Raw genomic sequence first — 23,236 nt, 5'->3', positions numbered from 1 at the left:
TCGATTCAAGATTATAAACTGTGATACACAATTTCATTACTCTCAAAACTAATTTTTGAATAAATTATTGTGCAAGAACAATTAATGCGTAAAAATTTAATTTGTTTAGTGAAAGCCCTTTCTATAGGCTTTGAACCACCTTTCGGGAATGTTTTGGTTGCAAGCATCCAAATAGTCCCCTTCGGTGCATGGTAATAACGCCACCGAATTTGTTTTAGTATGCTCGCCCAAAATTGATGGTACCTCTACCCACCAGCGTTCGGTCACGTGGCTCTTGTAGAAGATAAGCTCTTCCGTGTCCGTGGGTACGGTGAATTTTGTGAAGTCTTCGCTCTTTGAGCTGGGCTGTTCCTTTATCCTAAAGGATAACCCTTCTATAAAATACCAGATGATCTGGGCAATCATCTGAAAGGCCTGGTTGGAGTTCTCCCCTTCGTAGATCCCGAACAGGGAGACCCTATCGCTTATCCCGGCATACCGGGCTATGGCACATATTTCCCTTCCGGTGAACCCGTTGGGGGAAAAGTTCTTGGACAGTCCCATCTCGCTGGCACGTATGGCCCTAAGGTCCAAGCTCACGATATCGCTACTGCGCAATATGGGCTCTGCCAGTTCTATGTTCGCGGCAATCTCGCCCAATCTGTAGGCATCAAAGAAAAGACGTTCCATCAGATCAATCTCTTCCTGCGCATTGAAATAGCTCTGGTACCCTATATTGGAAAAATTGAAAAGATTGTTGGGCTTGTCCGTAATGATCTTGCTCATGTAGGAATGTGAGGAAATGAGTTCCTCGTCCTCTCCAAAATCAAAACGGCTGTCTATGGCCACAAGGTTCACCATGTCCTTGATCTTGTCAAAGGCACGATAGGTTGGGTAGGTGATGTCCTGGGTACATCCAATTATAATAGGTATGATGTTTTCCTCCAGCAGGCCCGCCACAATCTCTTTGACCACAAAATAGGTGTCCTCCACACTATCGCCTTCTTCCACGTCCCCGATGTCTATGATGGTGGAGTTCCAGTTGCCCATCATGAGGCGGTAGAGTTGGATGCGCACTTCGTCCACATCCAATTTTTCCGGTTTTTTTTCAAATGCGTTCCTTGATTCCAATACGCCAAAGATGGCCACATCGGCATGGGCGAACACGGGAAGTCCGTCCTTTTCTGTATGCATGTGGATGTTCTTGCCGATGGCCTGTTGGGGCAGCAGTTCCATATGTGCCAACACCCTGTCCTTTACGGGAACCAAAAAATCGAACGCCATATTATTTCTTTGCCTTGGCTTTTTTCTTAGGTGATTTCTTTTCCAAAAGGGCCTTTGCCTCTTCCAAAGTGATCTTTGAGGCATCCACATCCTTGGAAAGCTCCACTTTGATCTTTCCTTTCAAGATGTTGTGCCTTCCCCATCTGGCCTTTTCTATCCTGATTTTCTCCTCCGGCCACTCCTGGACCACTTTTTCGGCCTCTTTTTTCTTTTTGTCCTCGATGAGTTCCTCTATATCGGATTGGGAAAGATGGTCAAAATCGTATTTTTTGTTCACATTGATGAACATACCGTCCCATTTGATGAAGGGGCCGAACCTGCCCTTGCCCTTGGTGACTTCCTTGCCTTCGTATGATGCGATGGGTGCATCCGCTTTTTCCTTCTCCTTGATGAGCTCTATGGCACGTGCAAGATCCACATCAAAGGCACTTTCGCCCGCATCCAAGGAGATGAACTTTTTCCCGAACCTGACATATGGGCCATACCGACCCACGTTCGCCTCGATTTCCTCCCCTTGGTATTCCCCCAATTGCCTGGGCAACTGGAAGAGTTCCATCGCCTCTTCAAAAGTGATGGTGCCAATGGACTGATCGGGAAGCAAACTGGCAAACAGCGGCTTTTCCTCTTCATCCACTGTGCCTATCTGTACCATGGGTCCAAAACGGCCCAATCTGGCGGCAACCTGCCTGCCCGATTTCGGATCTACGCCCAAGATGCGTTCCCCGCTGGCCCTTTCGGCATTTTCCTCAACCTCCAACACATTGGGATGGAAATCCTTATAGAAATTTTTCATCATTTGCTGCCAGTCCTCTTCGCCGGTAGCGATCTCATCAAAATCCTCCTCCACTTGTGCCGTGAAATTGTAATCCAATATCTTGGTGAAATTGCTCACCAAAAAGTCGTTCACGATCATTCCTATATCGGTGGGGACCAGTTTTCCCTTGTCCGAACCCACCATCTCGGTAAGTTGTTCCTCTACGACCTTTCCTTTTTCCAAAACCAGTTGGAAGTATTTCCGCTCCGTGCCCTCAACACTTCCTTTCTCCACATAGCCCCTGTTCTGGATGGTAGAGATCGTAGGCGCATAGGTAGATGGTCTACCAATGCCCAGTTCTTCCAACTTTTTCACCAAGGAGGCCTCCGTATAGCGATAGGGAGGTCTGGTAAAGCGTTCCGTGGCGGAGATAAAAACATTCTGTAGTGCCTCGCCCACGTTCATGGCCGGCAACATTCCTTCCTGCTCTTCCGCTCCCTCTTCATCATCGGTGCCTTCCAGATATACTTTAAGGAACCCATCGAACTTGACCACTTCACCATTGGCGGTAAATTCCTCTTGGTGGGTGCTGGCCTTGATCTTTACATTGGTGCGTTCCAACTGTGCATCGCTCATTTGGGAGGCCAGGGTCCGTTTCCAGATCAGTTCGTAGAGTTTGGATTGGTCCCTTTCCAAGGAAGGGGACTGCAATTTCATATCGGTTGGGCGAATGGCCTCGTGGGCTTCTTGCGCCCCTTTGGCCTTGCCCGTAAAGTTTCTTGTTTGACTATAGTTCTCACCATAGTTTTGGACAATGGCTTCCTTGGCTGCGCTCAATGCTTCATTGGAAAGGTTCACGCTGTCCGTTCTCATGTAGGTGATCAGACCCGCCTCGTAAAGTCGTTGCGCCACCTGCATGGTACGGCTAACGGAAAAATAGAGTTTACGCGAGGCTTCCTGTTGCAAGGTAGAAGTGGTGAATGGTGCTGCCGGGGATTTTTTTGCCGGTTTTTTGTCCAGATCGGCCACTGAAAAATCTGCACCGATGTTTTGTTTGAGGAAGCTTTCGGCCTCCGCCTTGGTCGGGAAAGCTTTGTTCATTCTGGCGGAAAACACATTGCCGCCATCGGTCTTGAATTCAGCCTTTATCCGGAACGATGCCTCTGGGGTAAAACCTTCTATCTCCCGATCTCTTTCCACGATCAACCGCACCGCAACGGACTGGACCCTACCTGCGGAAAGTCCCGGTTTTATCTTTTTCCACAATACGGGCGAAAGCTCATAGCCCACCAACCTGTCCAAGACCCTTCGCGCCTGTTGTGCATTCACCAAGTTATAGTCGATGTCCCTCGGATTCTCTATGGCTTTTTGGATCGCTGATTTGGTGATGGAGTTGAACACAATACGTTTGGTCTTGCTCTTGTCCAGTTTCAACTCTTCCGCCAAGTGCCACGAAATGGCCTCTCCCTCCCGGTCCTCATCACTGGCGAGCCATATGGTATCGGCCTTTTGGGCGAGGTCCTTGAGTTTTTTCACCAAGGCCTTTTTCTCCTTGTCAACGGTATATTTTGGTTTGAAATCGTTTTCCACATCTACCCCAAGTTCTTTTGAGGGGAGGTCCACAATGTGCCCAAAACTTGATTCGACCTGGTATTCTTTTCCTAGAAATCGTTCAATGGTCTTTGCCTTTGCGGGGGACTCTACAATAACTAAATTCTTTGGCATGCACTGGTTTTTGTCCTAACAAAAGTATATCAATTTTTCGATTTTGGGTTTTTATAGGACCCATATCAAAAAAATATCCCGCTGAAAACGGGATATTTGACTTGGTTTTTGTGCTTTTTTTTAGTTGAGCCCTATCTGACTGATGAGCTTGATGCCCCCGTCCAGATACTCATATTGATACAAGATGTCGTCCCCTACCATGATCAAATGGTTTTCCAATGGAATGACGTCGTACGTGACGATGTCCTCAAAATGGTTCAGCTCTTTCAGGTCATTGATATCGGTCTTGTCATAGACCTTCAGACCGGAAGATCCATCACAGACAAAAAGTTTTTCTTCCCTGATGCCCAAGCCGTAGGGGCCATCCATAGGGTACTGTACCGCCAACTCAGGGTTTGTAATGTCCGAAATGTCCACAATGAACAATCCGCTCTCGGTGGCCCCGCACCAATTGCCCCCGCGCAAGGTCACATAGGCATAATCGCCATCCACCACGACCGGGTCGCAGGCGGTGCCATGCTCAAACTCGGAAACCTTGGAAGGTGCGGCAGGATCGGTGATGTCATATATATACATTCCCCGCATACTGCCCAAGAAAAGGTAACTGCCATTGTAAAAAATGGTCTCTATATCAAACCCTGCATATACATCTTCCAAGGCCTGTGGATTGTCCATATCGGAGATATTGAACACATTGATGTTATGGCTGTCCACGGCATATAGGTAATCTTCCACGATCTTGAACCTTGCGAGCGACCCTCCTTGGCCTGTGGTGCCCCCACTTGCGGATTCCATGGCGAACGTATCAGTGGTTAAAAAGCCCCAACCGCGTTTTTCAGCTTCGGAAATCAACATTCTTTCCGTAGTGGTCGTCCATCCCACAATAACATCATTTTGGTAGTCATATCCCACATCCTCTATGATGTTGGCCTCAAAAGGGAACATCATGCCTCCTTGCAATACGTTTTCCAAGCGGTTCACCAACGTAATGTTGTCGATGTCGGAAATATCGACGACTATCAGATCCGCCAAGCTGTCCGCAAAAAGATAATCGTCCTTCACCGAAATGTCCACATTGCCGGGAATATTGATAAATCCAATTTTTACAGGCTGTTTTGGATTACGGTTATCGATCACATGGATTCCTTGGTACTTGTCGTTCACAAAAATGTAGTCTTCATAGGTGTAGACCTTCCCCGATTCTTCAATGGGTCTGGGCGCAATGATGTCAACACTGTTGGCAAATTCCGCCTTGGTCATCACCAAAGGACGGGCCACAATATAGTCGGCGTATTTATCACTGGAATCGTCATCGGTACAGGACACCAACAACAGTAAGGCCATAAATGGCAATAGAAGGATTTTCTTTTTCATAATAGTCGGTATTTTAACCTTATAGATGGGAACTTTCTAAAAAGTTGCGTCAACTTTTGATGAAATTTCAAGCATCCATGGACAGCCCGATGGCATCCTTATATATGTAGTAAATGGGAATCTTGGAAAACATCGCCGTAAAGAAAACACCCACCAAACAGAGAATGACCCCCAATTGGGCAATCAGTCCCCCCACGATCACCAAGGCAAATATGATGAGCCAGTTTTTATTGCCCAGCGCAAATCCTGATTTGACAATTTCCATGGCCGTCAGCTCCCGATCAAAAGCAAAAAAAGCAGGAAAAAGGGACATGGGGACCACCAAATAGATGATGCCCAGACCACAGGCCAGCAATCCTAGGAGGGACAACCCGAACATCAACAAGGAAAGGACCAGAGCCTTGATCAAATAGGGCTTTTTGAAATAGAAAAATAATCGTCCCTGCCCATTTCATCCATGTCGTATTTTCGACAAATGCGCAAGAAAGCGGCGTTCAAACAAAGACCGATGACCATCACCCCAATGGAAAAAACGGGCATTACCAAAATCATGATACCCACAAACATCGGTGGCATCCCATTATGCTCAAAAGCTTCGGGGTCCGAGATTCCCATGGCCAGCATGGGCGCGTAGATCAAAATATAAAAGGGGATCATGGTCAAAAAAGTCAATAGCAAGGTAAGGAACCCCTGCAACCACACTTTTTTGAAGAGCTCCACGGATCGGTTGAACACACTCCCAAACTCAGTTGGGACACTTTCACTAATACGTTGGGATACATGGGTAAAATCCATATTGGCACTGGTTATGTTATTTTGTTCAAGGTACTATTAACTCCCGAATCCACAATATAATCCTAAAAAATACTGCCATATTGTCACTAAAATGGAATAAGCACTATCTTTGCACCCCATTACAGTAATATGATCAAGGACGAAAGCGTAGCGAAAATAATAGACGAAAGCCAACAGGGAAGCACCTTGGCTATGGAGAAGGACGAAAAGAACACCCGAAAGCTCTATATTGAGAGTTATGGCTGTCAGATGAACTTTTCCGATAGTGAGATCGTGGCGTCCATTCTGGCCAACGAGGGGTTCAACACCACACAGATATTGGAGGAGGCCGATCTGGTACTCGTGAACACCTGTTCCATCCGTGAAAAAGCAGAACAGACCGTGCGCAAGCGTCTGGAAAAGTTCAATGCCGTAAAAAGGACCAACCCCGGAATGAAAGTAGGGGTGTTGGGCTGTATGGCCGAACGCTTGAAAAGCAAGTTCCTTGAAGAAGAAAAAATTGTGGATATGGTCGTGGGCCCTGATGCCTACAAGGACCTGCCCAACCTCATCCAGGAAATCGATGAGGGCCGTAATGCCGTGAACGTCATTCTTTCCAAGGACGAAACCTATGGGGATGTGGCCCCTGTCCGGCTGAACTCCAATGGCATCACCGCTTTTGTGTCCATCACCCGTGGGTGCGACAACATGTGCACCTTCTGTGTAGTGCCGTTTACCCGTGGCAGGGAACGCAGCCGTGACCCCCAATCCATTTTGGAAGAAGTGAACGATCTTTGGGAAAGAGGGTTTAAGGAAATTACCCTTCTGGGACAAAACGTGGACAGTTACCTTTGGTATGGTGGCGGTTTGAAGAAGGATTTTGAAAAGGCATCGGAAATGCAAAAGGCAACATCTGTGAACTTTTCCAAACTTTTGGAACTGGTGGCCCAGGCACAGCCCAAAATGCGTATCCGTTTCTCCACCTCCAATCCGCAGGACATGACCTTGGACGTGATCGAGACCATGGCCAAATATGAAAATATCTGCAAATACATCCACCTGCCCGTACAGAGTGGCAGCAACAGGATCTTGAAGGCCATGAACCGCCTGCATACCCGCGAGGAATATTTTGAACTCATCGATAACATCAAAAAAATCATTCCCGATTGCGCCATCAGTCAGGATATGATCACCGGTTTCCCAACGGAAACGGAGGAAGACCATCAGGATACCTTGAGTTTGATGGAATATGTCAAATACGATTTTGGCTTTATGTTCGCCTATTCCGAAAGACCCGGAACCTTGGCCGAGCGTAAAATGGAGGATGACGTTCCCGAAGAGACCAAGAAAAGGCGTCTAACGGAAATCATCGACGCACAACAAAGGCACAGTCATTATCGCACGCAAGAGCATTTGGGCAGGACCGAGGAAGTACTCATCGAGGGAACCTCCAAAAAATCCAACGACCACTGGATGGGCCGAAACTCGCAGAACACCGTGGTGGTCTTTCCAAAGGAACACTACAAAGTGGGCGATTTTGTAAACGTAAAGATCAATGAATGTACCTCTGCCACCTTGATCGGCGAGGCCATTGCATACTCAAAGAACAATTAATATATGGAGAGCGTACAATCCATAAAACAACGGTTCGAGCTTATCGGTAATGACATAAAGCTCAACCGTGCCATAGAAAAATCCATCCAAGTGGCCCCGACCGACATTTCGGTCCTGGTCACGGGAGAAAGTGGGGTCGGAAAGGAAGCCATTCCCAAGATCATCCATTCCCTATCGCACCGCAAGCACGCCAAATACATTGCCGTGAACTGTGGGGCCATCCCCGAGGGCACCATAGACAGTGAGCTTTTTGGTCACGAAAAAGGAGCCTTCACCGGAGCCACGCAGACCCGAAGCGGGTATTTTGAAGTGGCCGATGGCGGAACCATCTTCTTGGATGAAGTGGGAGAACTTCCCCTCACCACCCAGGTGCGTTTGCTCCGTGTGCTGGAAAACGGGGAATTCCTGAAAGTGGGATCCTCCCAAGTGCAAAAGACCAATGTCCGTATCGTGGCGGCCACCAACGTGAACATGTTCGAGGCCATTGAAAAGGAAAAGTTCAGGGAAGACCTTTACTATAGATTGAGCACGGTGGAAATCAACATTCCCCCGCTCCGCGAACGGCAGGAGGACATCCATTTGCTGTTCCGGAAATTTGCTTCGGATTTTGGACAGAAATACAAAATGCCCACCATACGTCTGGAGGACGATGCCGTCCATCTACTGTTGAAATACCGCTGGCCAGGGAACATCAGGCAATTGCGGAACATCGCCGAGCAGATTTCGGTACTGGAGGAAAACAGGACCATCTCCGCGGCCACCTTGAAAAGCTATCTTCCCGATGCCATTGGCTCCAATCTGCCCGCCGTGGTAGGCCAGACCAAAAAAGAAAGTGATTTCAGCAATGAACGTGAAATCCTTTACAAGGTGCTATTCGATATGAAGGGCGACCTGAACGACCTCAAAAAACTCACCTTGGAACTCCTCAAGGAAAACGATTCCAAAAAGGTCCAGAAGGAAAATGAAAACCTGATCCGCAAGATCTACGGGAAACCTGAGGAAGACATCGAACACGAGGAAGAGGCCATGGCAGAAGTGCTTCATTTGCCCGAACCCATTGTAGAGGGAAAAATGCAGCCGTCGGTGCAACCGCCGCAGGAGGACCGATACCACTTTGCCGAAGAGATCCAAGAGGAAGAAACCCTATCTTTACAGGAAAAAGAAATAGAGCTCATCAAAAAATCGCTGGAGCGGAACAGGGGCAAACGAAAGGCCGCAGCTTCCGAGTTGGGCATTTCGGAACGGACCTTGTACCGAAAGATCAAACAGTACGATCTTTAATTTGATGGCGATGTTATTTGAACACAGTATGAAGAAAAAAATTAGCTTAAAGGTTGGATTGTTGGGATTGGTCTTCTTTCTCTCCGGTTGTGGGGCCTACAATTTTTCCGGGGCGGACATTGGGACAGCACAAAGTTTTCAGGTAAACTTTTTCCAGAACTATGCCGACCAGACCCCTGGCTCCACCATTGTGCCCGGACTGGACAGGGACTTTACACTGGCCTTGCAGGATATGATCAACAACCTCACCAGTCTTTCCCTAACCGGAAGCAATGGGGATTTGTTGTTCGAAGGGGAAATCATAGAGTACAAAGTGATTCCGATGACGGCCACCTCCGACCAACGTACCGCCCAGAACCGTCTGACCATGAGCGTGAACGTACGGTTCTTCAACAGAACCAAGGAAGATGTGGATTTTGAACGCCGTTTCTCCTTCTTTTACGATTTTGATGCCGCTGCCTCGTTAACATCCGTTCAGGCAGCCGCTCATGAAGAAATATTTGAACGCCTCACACAGGACATTTTCAATGCTTCCTTGGGCAATTGGTAACTAAGTATGAACGTAACGGATTTTATACATATTCTTCAAAACTCGAACACCATCCTGTCCCCGAAACAGACACGGGAACTGGAGGACATCATTGAGGAATATCCCTATTTTCAAGCAGCAAGGGCCTTGCACTTGAAGGGATTGAAAAATCTGGACAGTTACAAATACAACAACGCCCTGAAGACCACGGCGGCCTACACCACGGACAGGGATGTGCTGTTCGACTACATCACTTCCAAGGAATTCATCCAGAACAACATTGCGGACACCATTGCGGGACGGGGTTCCAAACTGGAAGACCAAAAGGCCATTTCCGAGGAAATAGAACCCAACCCAAATGCCGAAAGCATGATGGGCGAAGCGGAAGAGCTGGCCCTTCCCCAAAACATCAAGGACGCGGAACAGATCCTGAACCCGGAACTGTTCAGATCCAAAATGCCCGAGGAACCATCGACCCCCGTTCAGGAAAAACCCCAAGCAGAAACCGACCTGCAGTTGGGCAAGCCCCTTCCTTTCACCAAAAAGGAAAAACACTCCTTCACCCAATGGCTGCAATTGACCTCCAAAACCGAGGAGACAGAGACAGGCAAAGATGTGATGGAAGAACTGGAACGAAAGAAAAAGTTTGACCTGCTGGACAAGTTCATCGAGAACAACCCCAAAATAGTGCCCCAAGAAAACGCAAAACCGAAAGTCAACATCAAAGAGTCCACAAAGTTTGACAAAAACGAGTTGATGACAGAGACTTTGGCCAAGGTATATCTGGAGCAAAAAAAGTACAAAAAGGCAATTCAAGCCTTTAAAATATTGAGTTTGAAATATCCAGAAAAAAGTGGTTTCTTTGCAGACCAAATTCAGGCGGTGAGGAACCTCCAGAAAGAAAAAGAAGAATAAGAAATGAGCACGTTTACAATTTTTTTGATATTGATCATTATCGTGTGCCTTTTGTTGGTGTTGGTCATCATGGTCCAAAACCCTAAAGGTGGTGGGTTGTCATCATCCTTCGGTGGAGGGGGCAACCAAGTTGTGGGAGGTGTGAAGAAGACCGGTGACTTTTTGGACAAAAGTACTTGGACACTTGCTACTTTGCTGATCGTGTTGATCCTGCTTTCCAATGTTTCCCTAAAGGGAAGCTATGGCCAGGCAGATTCCAAGTTGTTGCAAGGAGACGACACGGAGACCACGATTCCTGAAACTGTTCCCGAGGAAATCCCGGAACAAGTTCCTGCCACGGATGTCGATCCTACGGACACCCTTAACTAGTAGATAGTGACAAAGCATACAAAAATGCCAGCTTGAATGACAAGCTGGCATTTTTGTTTTCCATAATGTCAGTTTTTGGGCAATGGCATAATTTCTGCCCAAATGTTTCGAGAATTTTATAAAACAAACACCTAAAAATTTAAAATATGGCTAAAGTTAACATCAAACCATTGGCAGACAGGGTATTGATTGAGCCTCTACAGGCCGAAACCAAGACTGCTTCCGGTATCATCATCCCTGACAACGCAAAGGAGAAGCCCCAAAAAGGAAACGTTGTGGCGGTGGGACCTGGCACAAAGGATGAAAAAATAACCGTAAAAGTGGGCGATACCGTTCTCTATGGAAAATATGCCGGTACCGAGCTCAAACTGGACGGCACCGATTATTTGATGATGCGCGAGAGTGATATTTTGGCAATCATATAATTCAATTTTCCAAAAAAACCAGAAACCACGAATCCCTTCGCCCATCTGGAATGCAGAAATTGGGTTTTGGGGAATCTAAATTTTCAAACAAAAAAATAGTAAAATGGCAAAAGACATTAAATTCGATATTGACGCACGCGACGGCCTGAAACGCGGTGTAGACAAATTGGCCGAGGCCGTTAAGGTAACCTTGGGACCCAAGGGAAGAAACGTGATCATCAGCAAATCCTTCGGTGCACCCCAAGTCACCAAGGATGGTGTATCCGTGGCCAAAGAAATTGAACTCGAAGATCCACTAGAGGACATGGGGGCCCAAATGGTGAAGGAAGTAGCTTCCAAGACCAATGACCAAGCCGGTGACGGTACCACAACCGCTACCGTTTTGGCACAGGCCATCGTAAAAGAAGGACTTAAGAACGTTGCCGCTGGTGCAAACCCAATGGACCTGAAACGAGGAATCGATAAAGCTGTTGAGACCTTGGTGGCCGATTTGGAGAAGCAAGCCAAAAAAGTGGGCAACGATTCTGACAAGATCAAGCAAGTGGCCTCTATCTCCGCAAACAACGATGAAGCAATCGGTGACCTTATCGCCACTGCATTTGCCAAAGTTGGAAAAGAAGGTGTGATCACCGTGGAAGAAGCAAAAGGTACCGATACCTATGTGGACGTAGTGGAAGGAATGCAGTTTGACCGCGGATACCTTTCGCCCTACTTCGTGACCAACACCGATAAGATGATTGCCGATCTGGACAATCCTTATATCCTTCTTTTTGACAAAAAAATCTCCAACCTACAGGAGATCCTTCCCATCCTTGAGCCAGTGGCCCAATCCGGAAGACCTCTTTTGATCATCGCCGAAGATGTTGAAGGGCAAGCCTTGGCCACTTTGGTAGTGAACAAGTTGAGAGGTGGCCTTAAGATAGCCGCTGTAAAGGCTCCAGGTTTTGGTGACCGAAGAAAAGCGATGTTGGAAGATATCGCTATCTTGACCGGAGGTACCGTTATCTCTGAAGAAAGAGGTTTCTCTTTGGAAAGTGCCTCTTTGGATATGTTGGGTACTGCCGAGACCGTGACCATCGACAAGGACAATACGACCATCGTGAACGGAAACGGAAAGGCTTCTGAGATCAAGGCCAGGGTAAACCAGATCAAGGCCCAGATCGAGACCACCACTTCCGATTATGACAAGGAAAAATTGCAAGAACGTTTGGCCAAATTGGCCGGTGGTGTAGCCGTTCTTTATGTAGGTGCCGCTTCCGAAGTGGAAATGAAAGAGAAAAAAGACCGTGTTGATGATGCCCTTCACGCTACGCGTGCCGCTGTGGAAGAAGGTATCGTTGCCGGTGGTGGTGTTGCTTTGGTAAGGGCCAAAAAAGTGCTTGAAAAACTGACCACCGATTCTTTGGACGAGACTACAGGTGTACAGATCGTTGCCAAGGCCATTGAAGCACCTTTACGTACCATCGTTGAGAATGCTGGTGGCGAAGGTTCTGTAGTGATCGCCAAAGTACTTGAAGGTAAAAAAGATTTTGGCTACGATGCCAAATCCGACAAGTATGTGGACATGCTACAAGCAGGGATCATCGACCCTAAGAAAGTGACCCGTATCGCTTTGGAAAATGCTGCTTCTGTTGCAGGGATGATCTTGACCACAGAGTGTGCGTTGACCGACATCAAAGAGGATTCCCCAGCTGGACCTCCAATGGGCGGCGGAATGCCCGGAATGATGTAAGGTTCCAAACCCTATAAAAATAGGACGCCCTGATTTTCATCAGGGCGTTTCTTTTTGTATCCAGTAAATGGTTCACTTAGAACCAAAAAATACCAAGTTACTTCTTCTTACCAGTAGCTTGGGTAGTCTTCTTTGCAGCAGGCTTGGCAGCAGCTTTTGCAGGAGATGACTTTCCAGTTGACTTTGCGTTTTTCATAAGTCAATAAATTAAAAAACTAGAGTAAATGTATATCAGTTTTAAATCCGAAGATTTTTATTGGCTAAAAATTAACTAAAATATTTTCGAGTTCTTTTTAATTGATAACATGGACAATACTCCCGCAAGTGAGCATGTCTTCCCCGTAGTATGGATTGCGGATTTCCTTCTCCAAACTCAACCAGTTTGCGCCCTCATTTTTATTGGCCATAGGACATTTTTGTACATAAATGGTCTGGCCCATGCCCTGCATTTGGTTCCCGATCTCAATCATCTGTTCGGAAAGAAGGACAAACTTTTCCCGTTGGCCAACAAGGACTTTTTCTTTGGATAAGGCCGAGAAGTGGTTCGCTAATATGGAAAAATGGGTCTTTTCCTTTTGGCCCATTTGCATTTCTGCCAACTTTTGGGAAGCTTCCGCAGCTTTTTTGGCATACTGTTGTGCTTCTCCGTGATTGGATGCCACCAACGCATCTTTCAACTTGAGGTAATATTCCAAAATTCCTTTAAAATCATTTTTTATGTCAGATGGAAAATCCATGTCGGTATGGTATTCATGTCCAGTCATGGATGCGCCACCACTTGGGTTCATCATGGATTTTTTTCCTTGCAACTGGGCAGCGGCATCCACGGTAAAAGTTCCCTTCGCCACAATTTCCTCCCCACTCTGCAATCCTGAATCGACCACATAGTTGCCGTTCACCAAATTGCCCAACTGCACTTCCCTCATCTCAAAAATAGCTTCATCCGGATTGGGTTTCACATAGACCACAGATCGTTTTCCTGTCCATAGTACGGCACTTTCAGGAACCTGTAAGGTCTCGACATTTGCATTGCCCGACAATTCAATTTCCCCTGTGACGAACATCCCCGGCTTCAAAAGTCCCTTTCGGTTATCCAATGAAGCACGGACTTCCAAGGTCCTACTATTGTTGTTCAATATGGGATCTACAAAGGATATTTTGGCCTCAAAGGATTCATTGGGATAGGCTTTGGTGTTGACTCTTAAAGTCTGCCCTTTTTCAAATAGGGCCAATTGGTTTTCATAGGCATCAAAAATGGCCCATACGGTGTTCAGGTTGGCCACTCTCACCAAAGGTGAACCTGTTTTGATGTAGTCTCCCTCCTCTACCAAAATTCCGGACACTACTCCAGATACATTCGCATAGACTGGAAAGTTTTGGCGCACCTCTCCCGACTTTTCGATTTGGTCTATCTGTGCATCCGATAACTTCCAAATTTTCAACTTGTTGCGCACTGCGGCGTACAATGCCGGTTGGGTTGATTTCAAACTGGCGGCCGTGATCAATTCTTGCTGGGCAGAAACGAGTTCGGGAGCATAAATGGTGGCCAAAAGTTGTCCTCTTTTGACTTCCTCGCCCTCAAAATTGACATTCAACTTCTCTATCCTTCCATCAAAATAGGCCGATTGTACAGCATCGGATTCTTGGTTGACGGCCACCTTTCCTGAAAGTCTTGCACGTCCTCCATTGTCCGAACTGCCCATCCCAACCGTGATGGTTTCCACACCTGCAAGGGCCATGGCGTTGGGTGTCATTCTGATCTGTGCCTGGGCCAACCCCTCCCCCGAAGAATGGGCAGGTATCAAGTCCATGCCACAAATAGGGCAATCACCGGGTTCGGGCTGCATGATCTGCGGATGCATGGAACAGGTCCACATTTGTTCCGAGGCCATTTCGGCATCATGGTCATGATCCGGTGAAGCCATTTCGCCAGTTCCCGTTCCAAAGGCAAAGTATCCGATCAGTAACCCAACGGCCACTGCGATACCGATATACCAAATATTCTCCTTTTTCATGTTTACTTTATTTCAAAATTATTTCTTGTGCGCTTTTCATCTTTAATCAATTGACTTTGTTCTGAGACGTAATGCATTTGCGATGACCGATACGGAACTAAAGCTCATGGCCAAGGCCGCTATCATGGGTGAGAGCAGCAGTCCAAAAAAGGGATAGAGCACACCTGCTGCCACTGGAACCCCGATGGTGTTGTAGATCAAGGCAAAAAACAGGTTCTGTCTGATGTTCTTCATCACGGCCTCGCTCAGGTTCCTTGCCTTTACGATACCATGCAGGTCCCCTTTCACCAAGGTGATCATGGCACTCTCAATGGCCACATCGGTCCCGGTGCCCATGGCTATTCCCAAATCGCTTTTGGCAAGTGCCGGGGCATCGTTGATACCGTCCCCGGCCATGGCCACCACTTTTCCTTGCTTTTGCAGGCGTTCCACTTCCCGCATCTTGTCCTCAGGCAAGGTTTCCGCCTTGAAATCGTCCAAACCAAGTTCTTGCGCTACGGCTTTTGCGGTATTTGCATTGTCCCCGGTGAGCATGATCACGGCCACACCCTTTTTCTGAATGGCCTTGATGGCTTCCACACTGGTCTCCTTGATCTTATCGCCAATGGCAATGTACCCTTCGCACACCCCATTCACTGCCAGATAGGATATTGTTTTCCCATCTTCTTGGGATTTCTTTACCTCGGCTTTCATGTCATCCGAGACTTCTGCCTTGGCTTTTTCCATCATTTTGAGATTGCCCAAGTGCAGGTTCGCTTCCTTGACTTTTCCTTTGACCCCCATTCCTGTCACGGCATTGAAATCTTTGGTCTTCGACACGGCTATGCCATTTTCCTTTCCATATTTTACAGTGGCCTGCGCCAACGGATGCTCACTATTCGCGTTCAACGAGATGACAAATTGCAACAGCTCTTCTTTGGAATATGTTTTACCAAAAGTGCCCATATGGTCGAAAGTGGGCTTACCTTCAGTGATGGTCCCCGTTTTGTCAATGATAAGGGTATCCACTTTTGCCATTTTTTCCAAGGCTTCGGCATTTTTGATAAGCACCCCGTTCTGGGCCCCTTTCCCTACGCCTACCATTACCGACATGGGCGTAGCCAAGCCCAAAGCACAGGGACAGGCTATGATCAACACGGCTATGGCATTGATCAACGCATAGACATAGGCCGGTGGTGGACCCCAAATGGCCCAGACACCAAAGGTGACAACGGCCACAAGGACCACAACGGGCACAAAATAGGCTGAGACCTTGTCGGCCAAATTTTGAATGGGTGCCCGGCTTCGACTCGCATCGTTGACCATGTGGATGATCTGGGAGAGAAGCGTGTCGCTCCCCACTTTTTCCGCTTTCATCAAAAAAGATTGGTTGCCATTGATGGTACCACTGCTGACCTTGTCGTCCACTTGTTTTTCCACGGGGATGGGCTCGCCCGTGATCATGGATTCGTCCACCGAGGTTTCCCCCTCCGTGATGGTACCATCCACTGGAATTTTCTCTCCCGGTTTTACCCGAAGAATATCGCCCAATTCAATGTCATCGATATGCACCTCAACTTCTTCCCCATCCACCACTTTTAGGGCCTTGTTGGGGGAAAGTTTGAGCAATTCCTTCACTGCATTGTTGGTCTTGCTGTGTGCTTTGGCTTCCAGCAATTGACCTAAGAGCACCAAAGTGAGGATGACGGTGGCCGCTTCAAAATATACATGCACCGTGCCCGACCCACTTTTGAACTGATCTGGAAAAAAATCAGGGAAGAGCAATGCGACTGTACTGAACACAAAGGCCACCCCGGCCCCAATGCCAATAAGGGTGAACATGTTCAGGTTCCAGGTCTTGATACTCCGATAGGCCCTTTCAAAGAACATCCATGTGGCATAAAAAACCACGGGAAGTGACAATCCGAACTGCACCCAGTTCCAGTATTTTGGTTCCATGAGCTGGTACAATGGATTATTGGACAGCATTTCGCTCATGGCAATCAGAAAGATGGGCAGGGTAAAGACCAAGGCCACCCAAAACTTTTTGAGCAATCGCTTGTATGTCTTTTCCTCAGTACTGGTCTCAGGGGCCATAGGCACTAGGTCCATTCCACATTTTGGACACGAACCGGGTCCGTCCTCCACCACTTCCGGGTGCATGGGACAGGTCCATTTTTCCTTGGATGCTGATGACATGTTCTGCTCTTCCACGAGGTCCATTCCGCACACCGGACAGTCCCCGGGCTTATCATAGGTTTTGTCCCCTTCGCAGTGCATAGGGCAATAAAAGGTGCCCGTTCCGTTTTTAACAGGTTGTTTTTTCTCCTCTTTGGGTTGATGATGATGGTGCCCCGGCATGTGTATGCTGTACCGTCCACCATCATTTTTCAAGGCTTCCTGAAATGTCTCCAAGGGAATATGGGCCTCCATCTCGATCACAGCCTCAGCCTTTTCCAGGTTCACCTCCACCCCAGTGACCCCTTCTACTTTGGAAAGGGTCCCTTCCACATGGCTCCTACAACCGTTGCAACTCATTCCGTGTATGTGATAGGTGTGTTTCATCTTATTTGCTTTTATCTTCCAAAACTACCTGATTCCCAGTCCAAAGCTTTTCACAATTCTGGTTTTCTTTTATACAATTTGGTCCAGGGATTTACGGTCCCATTGCTGTACTTTCCTATAATCCGTCATGGACATCCCCGTCACTGATTTGAACTGCTTGGCCAAATGGCTGCTGCTGGCATAGTCCAAATCGTAGGCAATTTCGGAAAAGGTCTTGCTGCCCATTTGGATCTGCTCCTTCACCTTTTCAATTTTTAGGAGGATGAAATACTTTTCTATGGTCACGCCTTCCTTGGCACTGAACATTTTGCTGAGTACCGAGTATTCCTTTTTCATGCTTTTGGACAGATGATCCGAGAGATTTTGATGTATCTTGTTTTCCAAGGCAATGATCAAGTTGTTCTTGATTTTCGCGATGAAGGAGTCTTCTTGATCTTCGATCAATTCAAACCCGTTCCGTATCAAAATCTCCCGGATATGCTCCATTTGGGCCTTGGCCCCTTCCCTTAACTCCACTTCCCCCAATTCAATCCGTACCACATCAATACCTGCTTTCTGAAATTCATTTTTCAGGACGCTTTTGCATCTATCACATACCATATTTTTGACCTTGATGTGCATTTTGGATGATTTTGGAGTTAAAGGAGTTTGTTAGTCGTTGTTTGACTTGTCTTCGTTCAACACATAGGTCATACCACATACCGGGCATTTCCCTTCTGTTTCGCCACCACTTCCTTCACAGTGCATGGGGCAGACATACGTTGATGTGTACTCTTTTCCTTGCTTGGCATCCATTTCCTTATGGTCCATGTCGTGCCCTTCGTGTTCCATATCATGGCCCTCGTGCTCCATGGTTGCCTCGGCAGGGGTTTCCTTGGCTTCCTCTGTTTTTCCTTTGCAGGATACCGTAAGTACCAAAGCCGATACGAGCGTAATTCCAATGATTGTTCTCATGGTTTTAAATTTACTTGTTAATTAAATAATTGATAATGGCAGATTGTACATAGTACAACTGTATGGATTGTATTTGGTTCGTCTGAAATTTCAATTGCAGTTCCTGGATGTCCAGCACATCATTGAAATCAATGGTGCCCGTTTCATAACTCTTGATCAGGATCTCTTCGGCGTCCTTGGCCTGTTGCAGGTTCTTGCTTTGTGTAGCATGGGCAATTCGTGCTTCGTTCCGTTGCGAGACCGCTTTGGCAAAGGCATTTTCCAATACATTCAACCGTTCCGTTTTTTGAAGTTCGATTTCCTTTTGGCGCAATTGGTTCTGCTTCGTGACCGACTTGGCCCTATTGCTGAAAACGGGAATGGAAAGGGAGACCATGGGCATCAGGATATCCTTCCCATTGTCACTGAAATCCATATCCGGTCGCTCAGAAACCGTAATATAATCCAACCCGAAGCCTAGACTTGGTGCATTTTCCTTTTGGTTGAGCAGTTCGGATTGCACCACGGATTCGTACAATTGGTCATACTTCAACAATTCCGGGTTCAGGGTCAATGTTTCTTTTTGGGCAATGGGATCCTCGACCGGAATATCCATTTCCCCTGCTACTTCTACCGATATACTTTCTTCACGGTTCAGGAGATTGTTGAACACTGCCTGTTCGGCCATATATTGCTGTTGCAGGATTTCTTTTTGCTGTTGTAGCTCGTTCTGTCTGATCTGGAGTTTGAGTACATCCACCGCCGAGGCCTTGCCTACTTCCACCGACGTCAGGGCCAATTTTTCATAGGTGTCCAACAGTTGAACATTCTTGTCCAGCACATCCTGCTTGGCCCTGTTTGCATATAGCGTATAGTAGGATTGGGCCACCGATAAGATCAATTTTCGCTTTGCGATGGCTATTTCCACATACTCCGCCTCGGCCATGGAACTTGCATAGTTCTCCCGGGCCGTAATGGTCCCGAACCAAGGCAGCATTTGTGTTACCGACAGCTTGGCCCGTTGCGGACCCGTCCGCGTCTCCGGCTCGTTTACAAAATATCCTGCGCCAATGGTGGTGTTGGGCAAAGTGTTCACCTCGATGACTTTTTCCTTGGCGATAGTGTACCTCAGCTCCAAAGCTTGGATCACCGGACTATTGAGTTCGGCCTCTTTGAGGTAGGCTTCCAAAGTCTGTGCGTATGTCCCTAGGGCCACACTGAAAAACAATAGCAATGAGAGTGTCTTTTTCATCGGTTCTGCAGTTTAAGTTGCAATTCACTTTTCCAGCTATAGAGTACGGGTACCACGAACAGGGTAATCAGGGCAATCAACATGCCCCCAAAACTGGGTATGGCCATGGGGATCATGATGTCACTTCCCCTTCCCGTGCTGGTGAGTACGGGAAGCAGGGCCAAAATGGTGGTGGCGGTGGTCATCAAGCAGGGCCTGATACGTTTTTCACCTGCCTCCAATACCGAACTCCTGATGTCTTCCAATGTACTAGGGGCATTCCTATCAAAGGTCTGCGTGAGGTAAGTGGCCATGACCACCCCATCATCCGTAGCGATGCCAAAAAGGGCTATGAACCCGACCCACACCGCCACACTCAGGTTAATGGTGTGCATTTGAAAAAGGTCCCTTAGGTTTTCCCCAAAAAAATTGAAGTTCAGGAACCAATCCTGTCCGTAGAGCCAGATCATGAGAAAACCTCCCGCAAAGGCAACGGCAATTCCCGAAAACACCATGAGCGAGGTGACCACAGATCTAAATTGAAAGTAGAGGATCAGAAAGATGATCAACAAGGCCAAGGGCACCACTACGGAGAGGGTTTTTTCTGCCCTAAGTTGGTTCTCGTAGGTCCCCGTGAACTGATAGCTGATTCCCTTTGGGACCACAAGTTCCCCGTTCTCGATTTTTTCCAAAATCTTGTCTTGGGCATTTTCCACTACGTCCACTTCGGCAAAGCCGTCCATTTTATCAAATAGCACATAGCCCACCAAAAAGGTGTCCTCGCTCTTTATCATCTGTGGTCCCTGTTCGTATCGAATCGTGGCCAATTCGTTCAAGGGGACAGGGTTTCCTTTTTCCACAGGAACGTAAATATTGCCCAATTCGGTAGGGTTGGCCCTAAGTTCCCTCGGATATCGTACCCGAACGGCATAGCGCTCACGCCCTTCCACGGTCTGGGTCAGGGCCATGCCTCCAATGGCCACTTCCAATACCTGTTGTACATCTTCAATGACAATGCCGTACCGGACCAATTTTTCACGATCAATATCGATCAACAAATAAGGTTTCCCCACGATACGATCGGCAAAAACAGCTTGGTCCTTCACACCGTCCGCCTCTTTGATGATGTTCTCCAGTTGGAGCCCGAACTTTTCGATTTCCTTCAGATCCTGACCTTTCACCTTGATGCCCATGGGAGCCCTCATCCCGGTCTGCAGCATCACCAAGCGGGTCTCTATGGGCTGCAATTTGGGTGCCGATGTGATTCCTGGGAGTTGGGTGGCTTTCACAATTTCGTTCCAGATATCATCGGGGCTTTGTATCTCTGGACGCCAGTTCCTGAAATATTCCCCATCCGTGTCAGGTACCAAAAGCGCTCGGTCTATACTTAAAGGATCGCTCACATGACTTTCTGCATAATCCTGTTCGTTCTGTACGGGATTGTTCGGGTTGAAGGCCACTTTTTCATTTTTCAAGACAAAGTAACCGTCCTTGTTCACCTTGTATCGTTGTGGACTCCCGGATGCATTTTTTTCATACTCGGAACGGTATTGGATAATGTTCTCGTACATGGACAGGGGTGCAGGGTCCAAGGCAGACTCGGTCCTTCCCGCTTTTCCCACAACGGTTTCCACTTCGGGAATCGTTGCCACGGCCATATCCAATTGCTGCAAAACGCGCTTGTTTTCTTCCACACCTGCATGTGGCAACGAGGTTGGCATCAACAGAAATGACCCCTCGTTCAAGGAAGGCATGAATTCTTTTCCTGTATTGCGCAATATCAAAAATCCAAACAGCACAATCACGGTAGGAATGGAAAGGAAGAGCAACTTGTTCTCCAGTGCCCAGGTCAATATTTTGCTATAATATTTTCTGAAGAGGTAAAAACTTCCCAGCAAAACCCCGCAGATGAGCCCTACGAAAATCAAATTGACCAGGATGCTTCGATCAAACCCCAATGGTCTCCAATAGGCGGCCAATAGGAATATGATGGCAATGACACAAAGGGCCACATTGATCAAACTGGCTTGTTTGTCATCAATGAACTCCTTCAGCTTCAAAATACCGGAAACGCCAAAGGCAATCAAAACCAAGCCCAACCATTGTCCAAACACAATGGCTACCAAGCCCGAGACGATCAGGGCACCATTCCCTATATATTTCAGCAATGGGCTTTGGCTTTTCTTTTTGAAGATGATAGCCGCAAAGGGTGGAATCAGGAACAGGGCCACAATAATGGAAGCCGTCAACGCCATGGTCTTGGTAAATGCCAATGGGGTGAAGAGCTTTCCTTCGGCCCCTACCATGGTGAAGACAGGAATAAAACTGATGATGGTGGTCAAAACGGCCGTTAAAATGGCTCCCGATACTTCCGAGGTCGCATTATAGACCACTGTGTTTATGGGGAGGTCTTCCGTGTTCTCGTCCATGTGCCGAATGATGTTCTCCGACAGGATCACCCCTACATCCACCATGGTGCCAATGGCAATGGCAATACCGGAAAGGGCCACGATATTGGCATCCACACCGAAGATTTTCATGGAAATGAACACCATGAGCACGGCAATCGGGAGCAGCCCTGAAATCAAAATGGAGGCCCTCAAATTGAACACCATCACCACGATGACCAAAATGGTGATCCATATTTCCAAGGTCAGTGCTTCATTGAGCGTACCTAGGGTTTCCTGTATCAGTTCGGTGCGGTCGTAAAAGGGAACAATGGTCAATTGGGAGGTGGTGCCATCCTTCAACTCTTTAGAGGGAAGTCCAGCGCTCAGTTCCTTGATCTTTTCCTTTACATTGTTGATGACCTCCAATGGATTGGCCCCATACCGAGCCACAACGACCCCGCCCACCACTTCGGCCCCTTCCTTGTCCAATATACCCCTTCGTTCGGCAGGACCAAGGGATACATGGGCCACATCCTTAAGGCGTATGGCGGTATAATCCGTGGATGAGACCACTGCATTTTTGAGGTCTTCCAAAGATTTGATATAACCCAACCCGCGGACCAGGTATTCTGCCTTGTTGATTTCCAAGGTCTGGGCACCAATATCACGATTGCTCTGCTTTACGGCCTTGGCAATTTGATCTAGGCCGATGTTGTACTGCTTCAACAGCTCAGGGTCCACATCCACTTGGTATTCCTGTACAAATCCCCCAATGGAAGCCACTTCCGATACCCCGCTGGCCGAAGACAGCGCATATTTTACATAGTAATCCTGCACACTTCGCAGTTCTTGCAGGTCCCATCCCCCGGTCACATTGCCTTCCTTGTCCCTTCCTTCCAGCGTGTACCAATAGATCTGACCCAATGCCGTGGCATCCGGTCCCAGTGCTGGGCTCACTCCCTCGGGAAGAAGGTTGTCCGGTAAGGAGTTCAGTTTTTCCAGGATACGGCTCCTACTCCAATAGAATTCCACTTCCTCTTCAAAAATGATATAGATACTGGAAATCCCGAAGGCTGAAGAGCTCCTGATGGTCTTCACTCCGGGAATCCCCAACAAGGAAGAGGTCAAAGGGTAGGTAATCTGGTCTTCGATGTCCTGTGGTGACCTGCCGGGCCACTTGGTGAATACGATCTGTTGGTTCTCCCCAATATCAGGAATGGCATCCACGGCAACCGGGTCCTTGGGCAAGAACCCCGTGTCCCAGTCAAAAGGTGCGTTCACAATGCCCCAGCCCATAAAAAGGACCAGCAGCAAAATGGCCACTAATTTATTTTCTATTAAAAATTTGATGCTTTTGTTCAGCATAAC

At 47.5% G+C, this 23,236-nt stretch carries 18 protein-coding genes; 7 read left to right on the top strand and 11 right to left on the bottom strand.

Annotated elements, in window-relative coordinates; all coding sequences use genetic code 11:
• Positions 1-105 precede the first annotated feature (105 nt).
• The 5 genes from DB398_RS02035 to DB398_RS18505 form a co-directional block, all read right to left on the bottom strand.
• Positions 106-1,263 carry a formimidoylglutamase gene (locus tag DB398_RS02035; protein ID WP_108422715.1) on the bottom strand — a complete coding sequence of 386 codons (1,158 nt, stop codon included), beginning with the start codon at positions 1,261-1,263 and terminating at the stop codon, positions 106-108.
• Position 1,264: 1 nt separating this feature from the next.
• Complete coding sequence (gene topA / locus DB398_RS02030; protein ID WP_108422714.1) at positions 1,265-3,742, bottom strand: type I DNA topoisomerase; 2,478 nt, start codon at positions 3,740-3,742, stop codon at positions 1,265-1,267.
• Between the two features lie 120 nt (positions 3,743-3,862).
• Positions 3,863-5,116 carry an LVIVD repeat-containing protein gene (locus DB398_RS02025; protein WP_108422713.1) on the bottom strand — a complete coding sequence of 418 codons (1,254 nt, stop codon included), beginning with the start codon at positions 5,114-5,116 and terminating at the stop codon, positions 3,863-3,865.
• Between the two features lie 67 nt (positions 5,117-5,183).
• The gene (locus DB398_RS18510) at positions 5,184-5,525 is read right to left on the bottom strand and encodes a hypothetical protein (protein ID WP_234415990.1); all 342 of its coding nucleotides are present in this window, start codon (positions 5,523-5,525) and stop codon (positions 5,184-5,186) included.
• Positions 5,522-5,911 (bottom strand): hypothetical protein, encoded by a 390-nt coding sequence (locus tag DB398_RS18505; RefSeq protein ID WP_234415988.1) that lies wholly within the window; start codon positions 5,909-5,911, stop codon positions 5,522-5,524. The genes DB398_RS18510 and DB398_RS18505 overlap by 4 nt, the downstream gene beginning before the upstream one ends.
• Before the next feature lie 129 nt (positions 5,912-6,040).
• Between DB398_RS18505 and miaB the strand changes: the two genes are divergently transcribed.
• From miaB to groL, 7 genes are all read left to right on the top strand, one after another.
• On the top strand, positions 6,041-7,504 hold the full coding sequence (miaB, locus tag DB398_RS02015; RefSeq protein WP_108422712.1) for a tRNA (N6-isopentenyl adenosine(37)-C2)-methylthiotransferase MiaB: 1,464 nt from the start codon (positions 6,041-6,043) through the stop codon (positions 7,502-7,504).
• A 3-nt stretch (positions 7,505-7,507) separates the two neighbouring features.
• Entirely contained in the window at positions 7,508-8,785 is a 1,278-nt protein-coding gene (locus tag DB398_RS02010; RefSeq protein WP_108422711.1) for a sigma-54 interaction domain-containing protein, read from the top strand.
• Between the two features lie 28 nt (positions 8,786-8,813).
• A complete protein-coding gene (locus DB398_RS02005; RefSeq protein ID WP_108422710.1) occupies positions 8,814-9,335 on the top strand; it encodes an LptE family protein in 522 nt (173 codons plus the stop codon).
• A gap of 6 nt (positions 9,336-9,341) precedes the next feature.
• Positions 9,342-10,229 carry a hypothetical protein gene (locus tag DB398_RS02000; protein WP_108422709.1) on the top strand — a complete coding sequence of 296 codons (888 nt, stop codon included), beginning with the start codon at positions 9,342-9,344 and terminating at the stop codon, positions 10,227-10,229.
• A 3-nt stretch (positions 10,230-10,232) separates the two neighbouring features.
• A complete protein-coding gene (gene secG, locus DB398_RS01995) occupies positions 10,233-10,598 on the top strand; it encodes a preprotein translocase subunit SecG (RefSeq protein WP_072875682.1) in 366 nt (121 codons plus the stop codon).
• Positions 10,599-10,744: 146 nt separating this feature from the next.
• Positions 10,745-11,023 carry a co-chaperone GroES gene (locus tag DB398_RS01990; protein ID WP_108422708.1) on the top strand — a complete coding sequence of 93 codons (279 nt, stop codon included), beginning with the start codon at positions 10,745-10,747 and terminating at the stop codon, positions 11,021-11,023.
• 103 nt (positions 11,024-11,126) lie between these two features.
• A complete protein-coding gene (gene groL / locus DB398_RS01985) occupies positions 11,127-12,755 on the top strand; it encodes a chaperonin GroEL (RefSeq protein ID WP_108422707.1) in 1,629 nt (542 codons plus the stop codon).
• A 293-nt stretch (positions 12,756-13,048) separates the two neighbouring features.
• Here the strand turns inward: groL and DB398_RS01980 are convergent, their stop codons facing one another.
• The 6 genes from DB398_RS01980 to DB398_RS01955 form a co-directional block, all read right to left on the bottom strand.
• Complete coding sequence (locus tag DB398_RS01980; protein ID WP_108422706.1) at positions 13,049-14,770, bottom strand: efflux RND transporter periplasmic adaptor subunit; 1,722 nt, start codon at positions 14,768-14,770, stop codon at positions 13,049-13,051.
• 42 nt (positions 14,771-14,812) lie between these two features.
• Positions 14,813-17,314 carry a heavy metal translocating P-type ATPase gene (locus DB398_RS01975; protein ID WP_108422705.1) on the bottom strand — a complete coding sequence of 834 codons (2,502 nt, stop codon included), beginning with the start codon at positions 17,312-17,314 and terminating at the stop codon, positions 14,813-14,815.
• Between the two features lie 69 nt (positions 17,315-17,383).
• Positions 17,384-17,935, bottom strand: coding sequence for a helix-turn-helix domain-containing protein (locus DB398_RS01970; RefSeq protein WP_108422704.1), 552 nt, complete (start codon positions 17,933-17,935; stop codon positions 17,384-17,386).
• A gap of 30 nt (positions 17,936-17,965) precedes the next feature.
• A complete protein-coding gene (locus DB398_RS01965; protein ID WP_108422703.1) occupies positions 17,966-18,268 on the bottom strand; it encodes a heavy metal-binding domain-containing protein in 303 nt (100 codons plus the stop codon).
• Between the two features lie 10 nt (positions 18,269-18,278).
• Positions 18,279-19,499, bottom strand: coding sequence for a TolC family protein (locus tag DB398_RS01960; protein WP_108422702.1), 1,221 nt, complete (start codon positions 19,497-19,499; stop codon positions 18,279-18,281).
• On the bottom strand, positions 19,496-23,233 hold the full coding sequence (locus DB398_RS01955; protein ID WP_108422701.1) for an efflux RND transporter permease subunit: 3,738 nt from the start codon (positions 23,231-23,233) through the stop codon (positions 19,496-19,498). Before DB398_RS01955 ends, DB398_RS01960 begins: the two co-directional genes overlap by 4 nt.
• Between the last annotated feature and the right edge of the window lie 3 nt (positions 23,234-23,236).

The sequence above is a fragment of the Flagellimonas amoyensis genome, from assembly GCF_003058265.1.
GTDB classification, from domain to species: Bacteria; Bacteroidota; Bacteroidia; order Flavobacteriales; family Flavobacteriaceae; genus Flagellimonas; species Flagellimonas amoyensis.
Note: the sequence above shows the minus strand (reverse complement) of the source record. Positions and strands in the feature narration are given on the sequence as shown.

Excerpts from the sequence above, each read along its gene's own strand:
- DB398_RS01975 (WP_108422705.1), bottom strand. The coding sequence starts at position 17,314 with ATGAAACACACCTATCACATACACGGAATGAGTTGCAACGGTTGTAGG.
- DB398_RS02035 (WP_108422715.1), bottom strand. The coding sequence starts at position 1,263 with ATGGCGTTCGATTTTTTGGTTCCCGTAAAGGACAGGGTGTTGGCACAT.
- DB398_RS01970 (WP_108422704.1), bottom strand. The coding sequence starts at position 17,935 with ATGCACATCAAGGTCAAAAATATGGTATGTGATAGATGCAAAAGCGTC.
- DB398_RS02000 (WP_108422709.1), top strand. The coding sequence starts at position 9,342 with ATGAACGTAACGGATTTTATACATATTCTTCAAAACTCGAACACCATC.
- DB398_RS02010 (WP_108422711.1), top strand. The coding sequence starts at position 7,508 with ATGGAGAGCGTACAATCCATAAAACAACGGTTCGAGCTTATCGGTAAT.
- topA (WP_108422714.1), bottom strand. The coding sequence starts at position 3,742 with ATGCCAAAGAATTTAGTTATTGTAGAGTCCCCCGCAAAGGCAAAGACC.
- DB398_RS02005 (WP_108422710.1), top strand. The coding sequence starts at position 8,814 with ATGAAGAAAAAAATTAGCTTAAAGGTTGGATTGTTGGGATTGGTCTTC.
- miaB (WP_108422712.1), top strand. The coding sequence starts at position 6,041 with ATGATCAAGGACGAAAGCGTAGCGAAAATAATAGACGAAAGCCAACAG.
- groL (WP_108422707.1), top strand. The coding sequence starts at position 11,127 with ATGGCAAAAGACATTAAATTCGATATTGACGCACGCGACGGCCTGAAA.
- secG (WP_072875682.1), top strand. The coding sequence starts at position 10,233 with ATGAGCACGTTTACAATTTTTTTGATATTGATCATTATCGTGTGCCTT.
- DB398_RS02025 (WP_108422713.1), bottom strand. The coding sequence starts at position 5,116 with ATGAAAAAGAAAATCCTTCTATTGCCATTTATGGCCTTACTGTTGTTG.
- DB398_RS01955 (WP_108422701.1), bottom strand. The coding sequence starts at position 23,233 with ATGCTGAACAAAAGCATCAAATTTTTAATAGAAAATAAATTAGTGGCC.
- DB398_RS18505 (WP_234415988.1), bottom strand. The coding sequence starts at position 5,911 with ATGGATTTTACCCATGTATCCCAACGTATTAGTGAAAGTGTCCCAACT.
- DB398_RS01965 (WP_108422703.1), bottom strand. The coding sequence starts at position 18,268 with ATGAGAACAATCATTGGAATTACGCTCGTATCGGCTTTGGTACTTACG.
- DB398_RS01960 (WP_108422702.1), bottom strand. The coding sequence starts at position 19,499 with ATGAAAAAGACACTCTCATTGCTATTGTTTTTCAGTGTGGCCCTAGGG.
- DB398_RS01990 (WP_108422708.1), top strand. The coding sequence starts at position 10,745 with ATGGCTAAAGTTAACATCAAACCATTGGCAGACAGGGTATTGATTGAG.
- DB398_RS01980 (WP_108422706.1), bottom strand. The coding sequence starts at position 14,770 with ATGAAAAAGGAGAATATTTGGTATATCGGTATCGCAGTGGCCGTTGGG.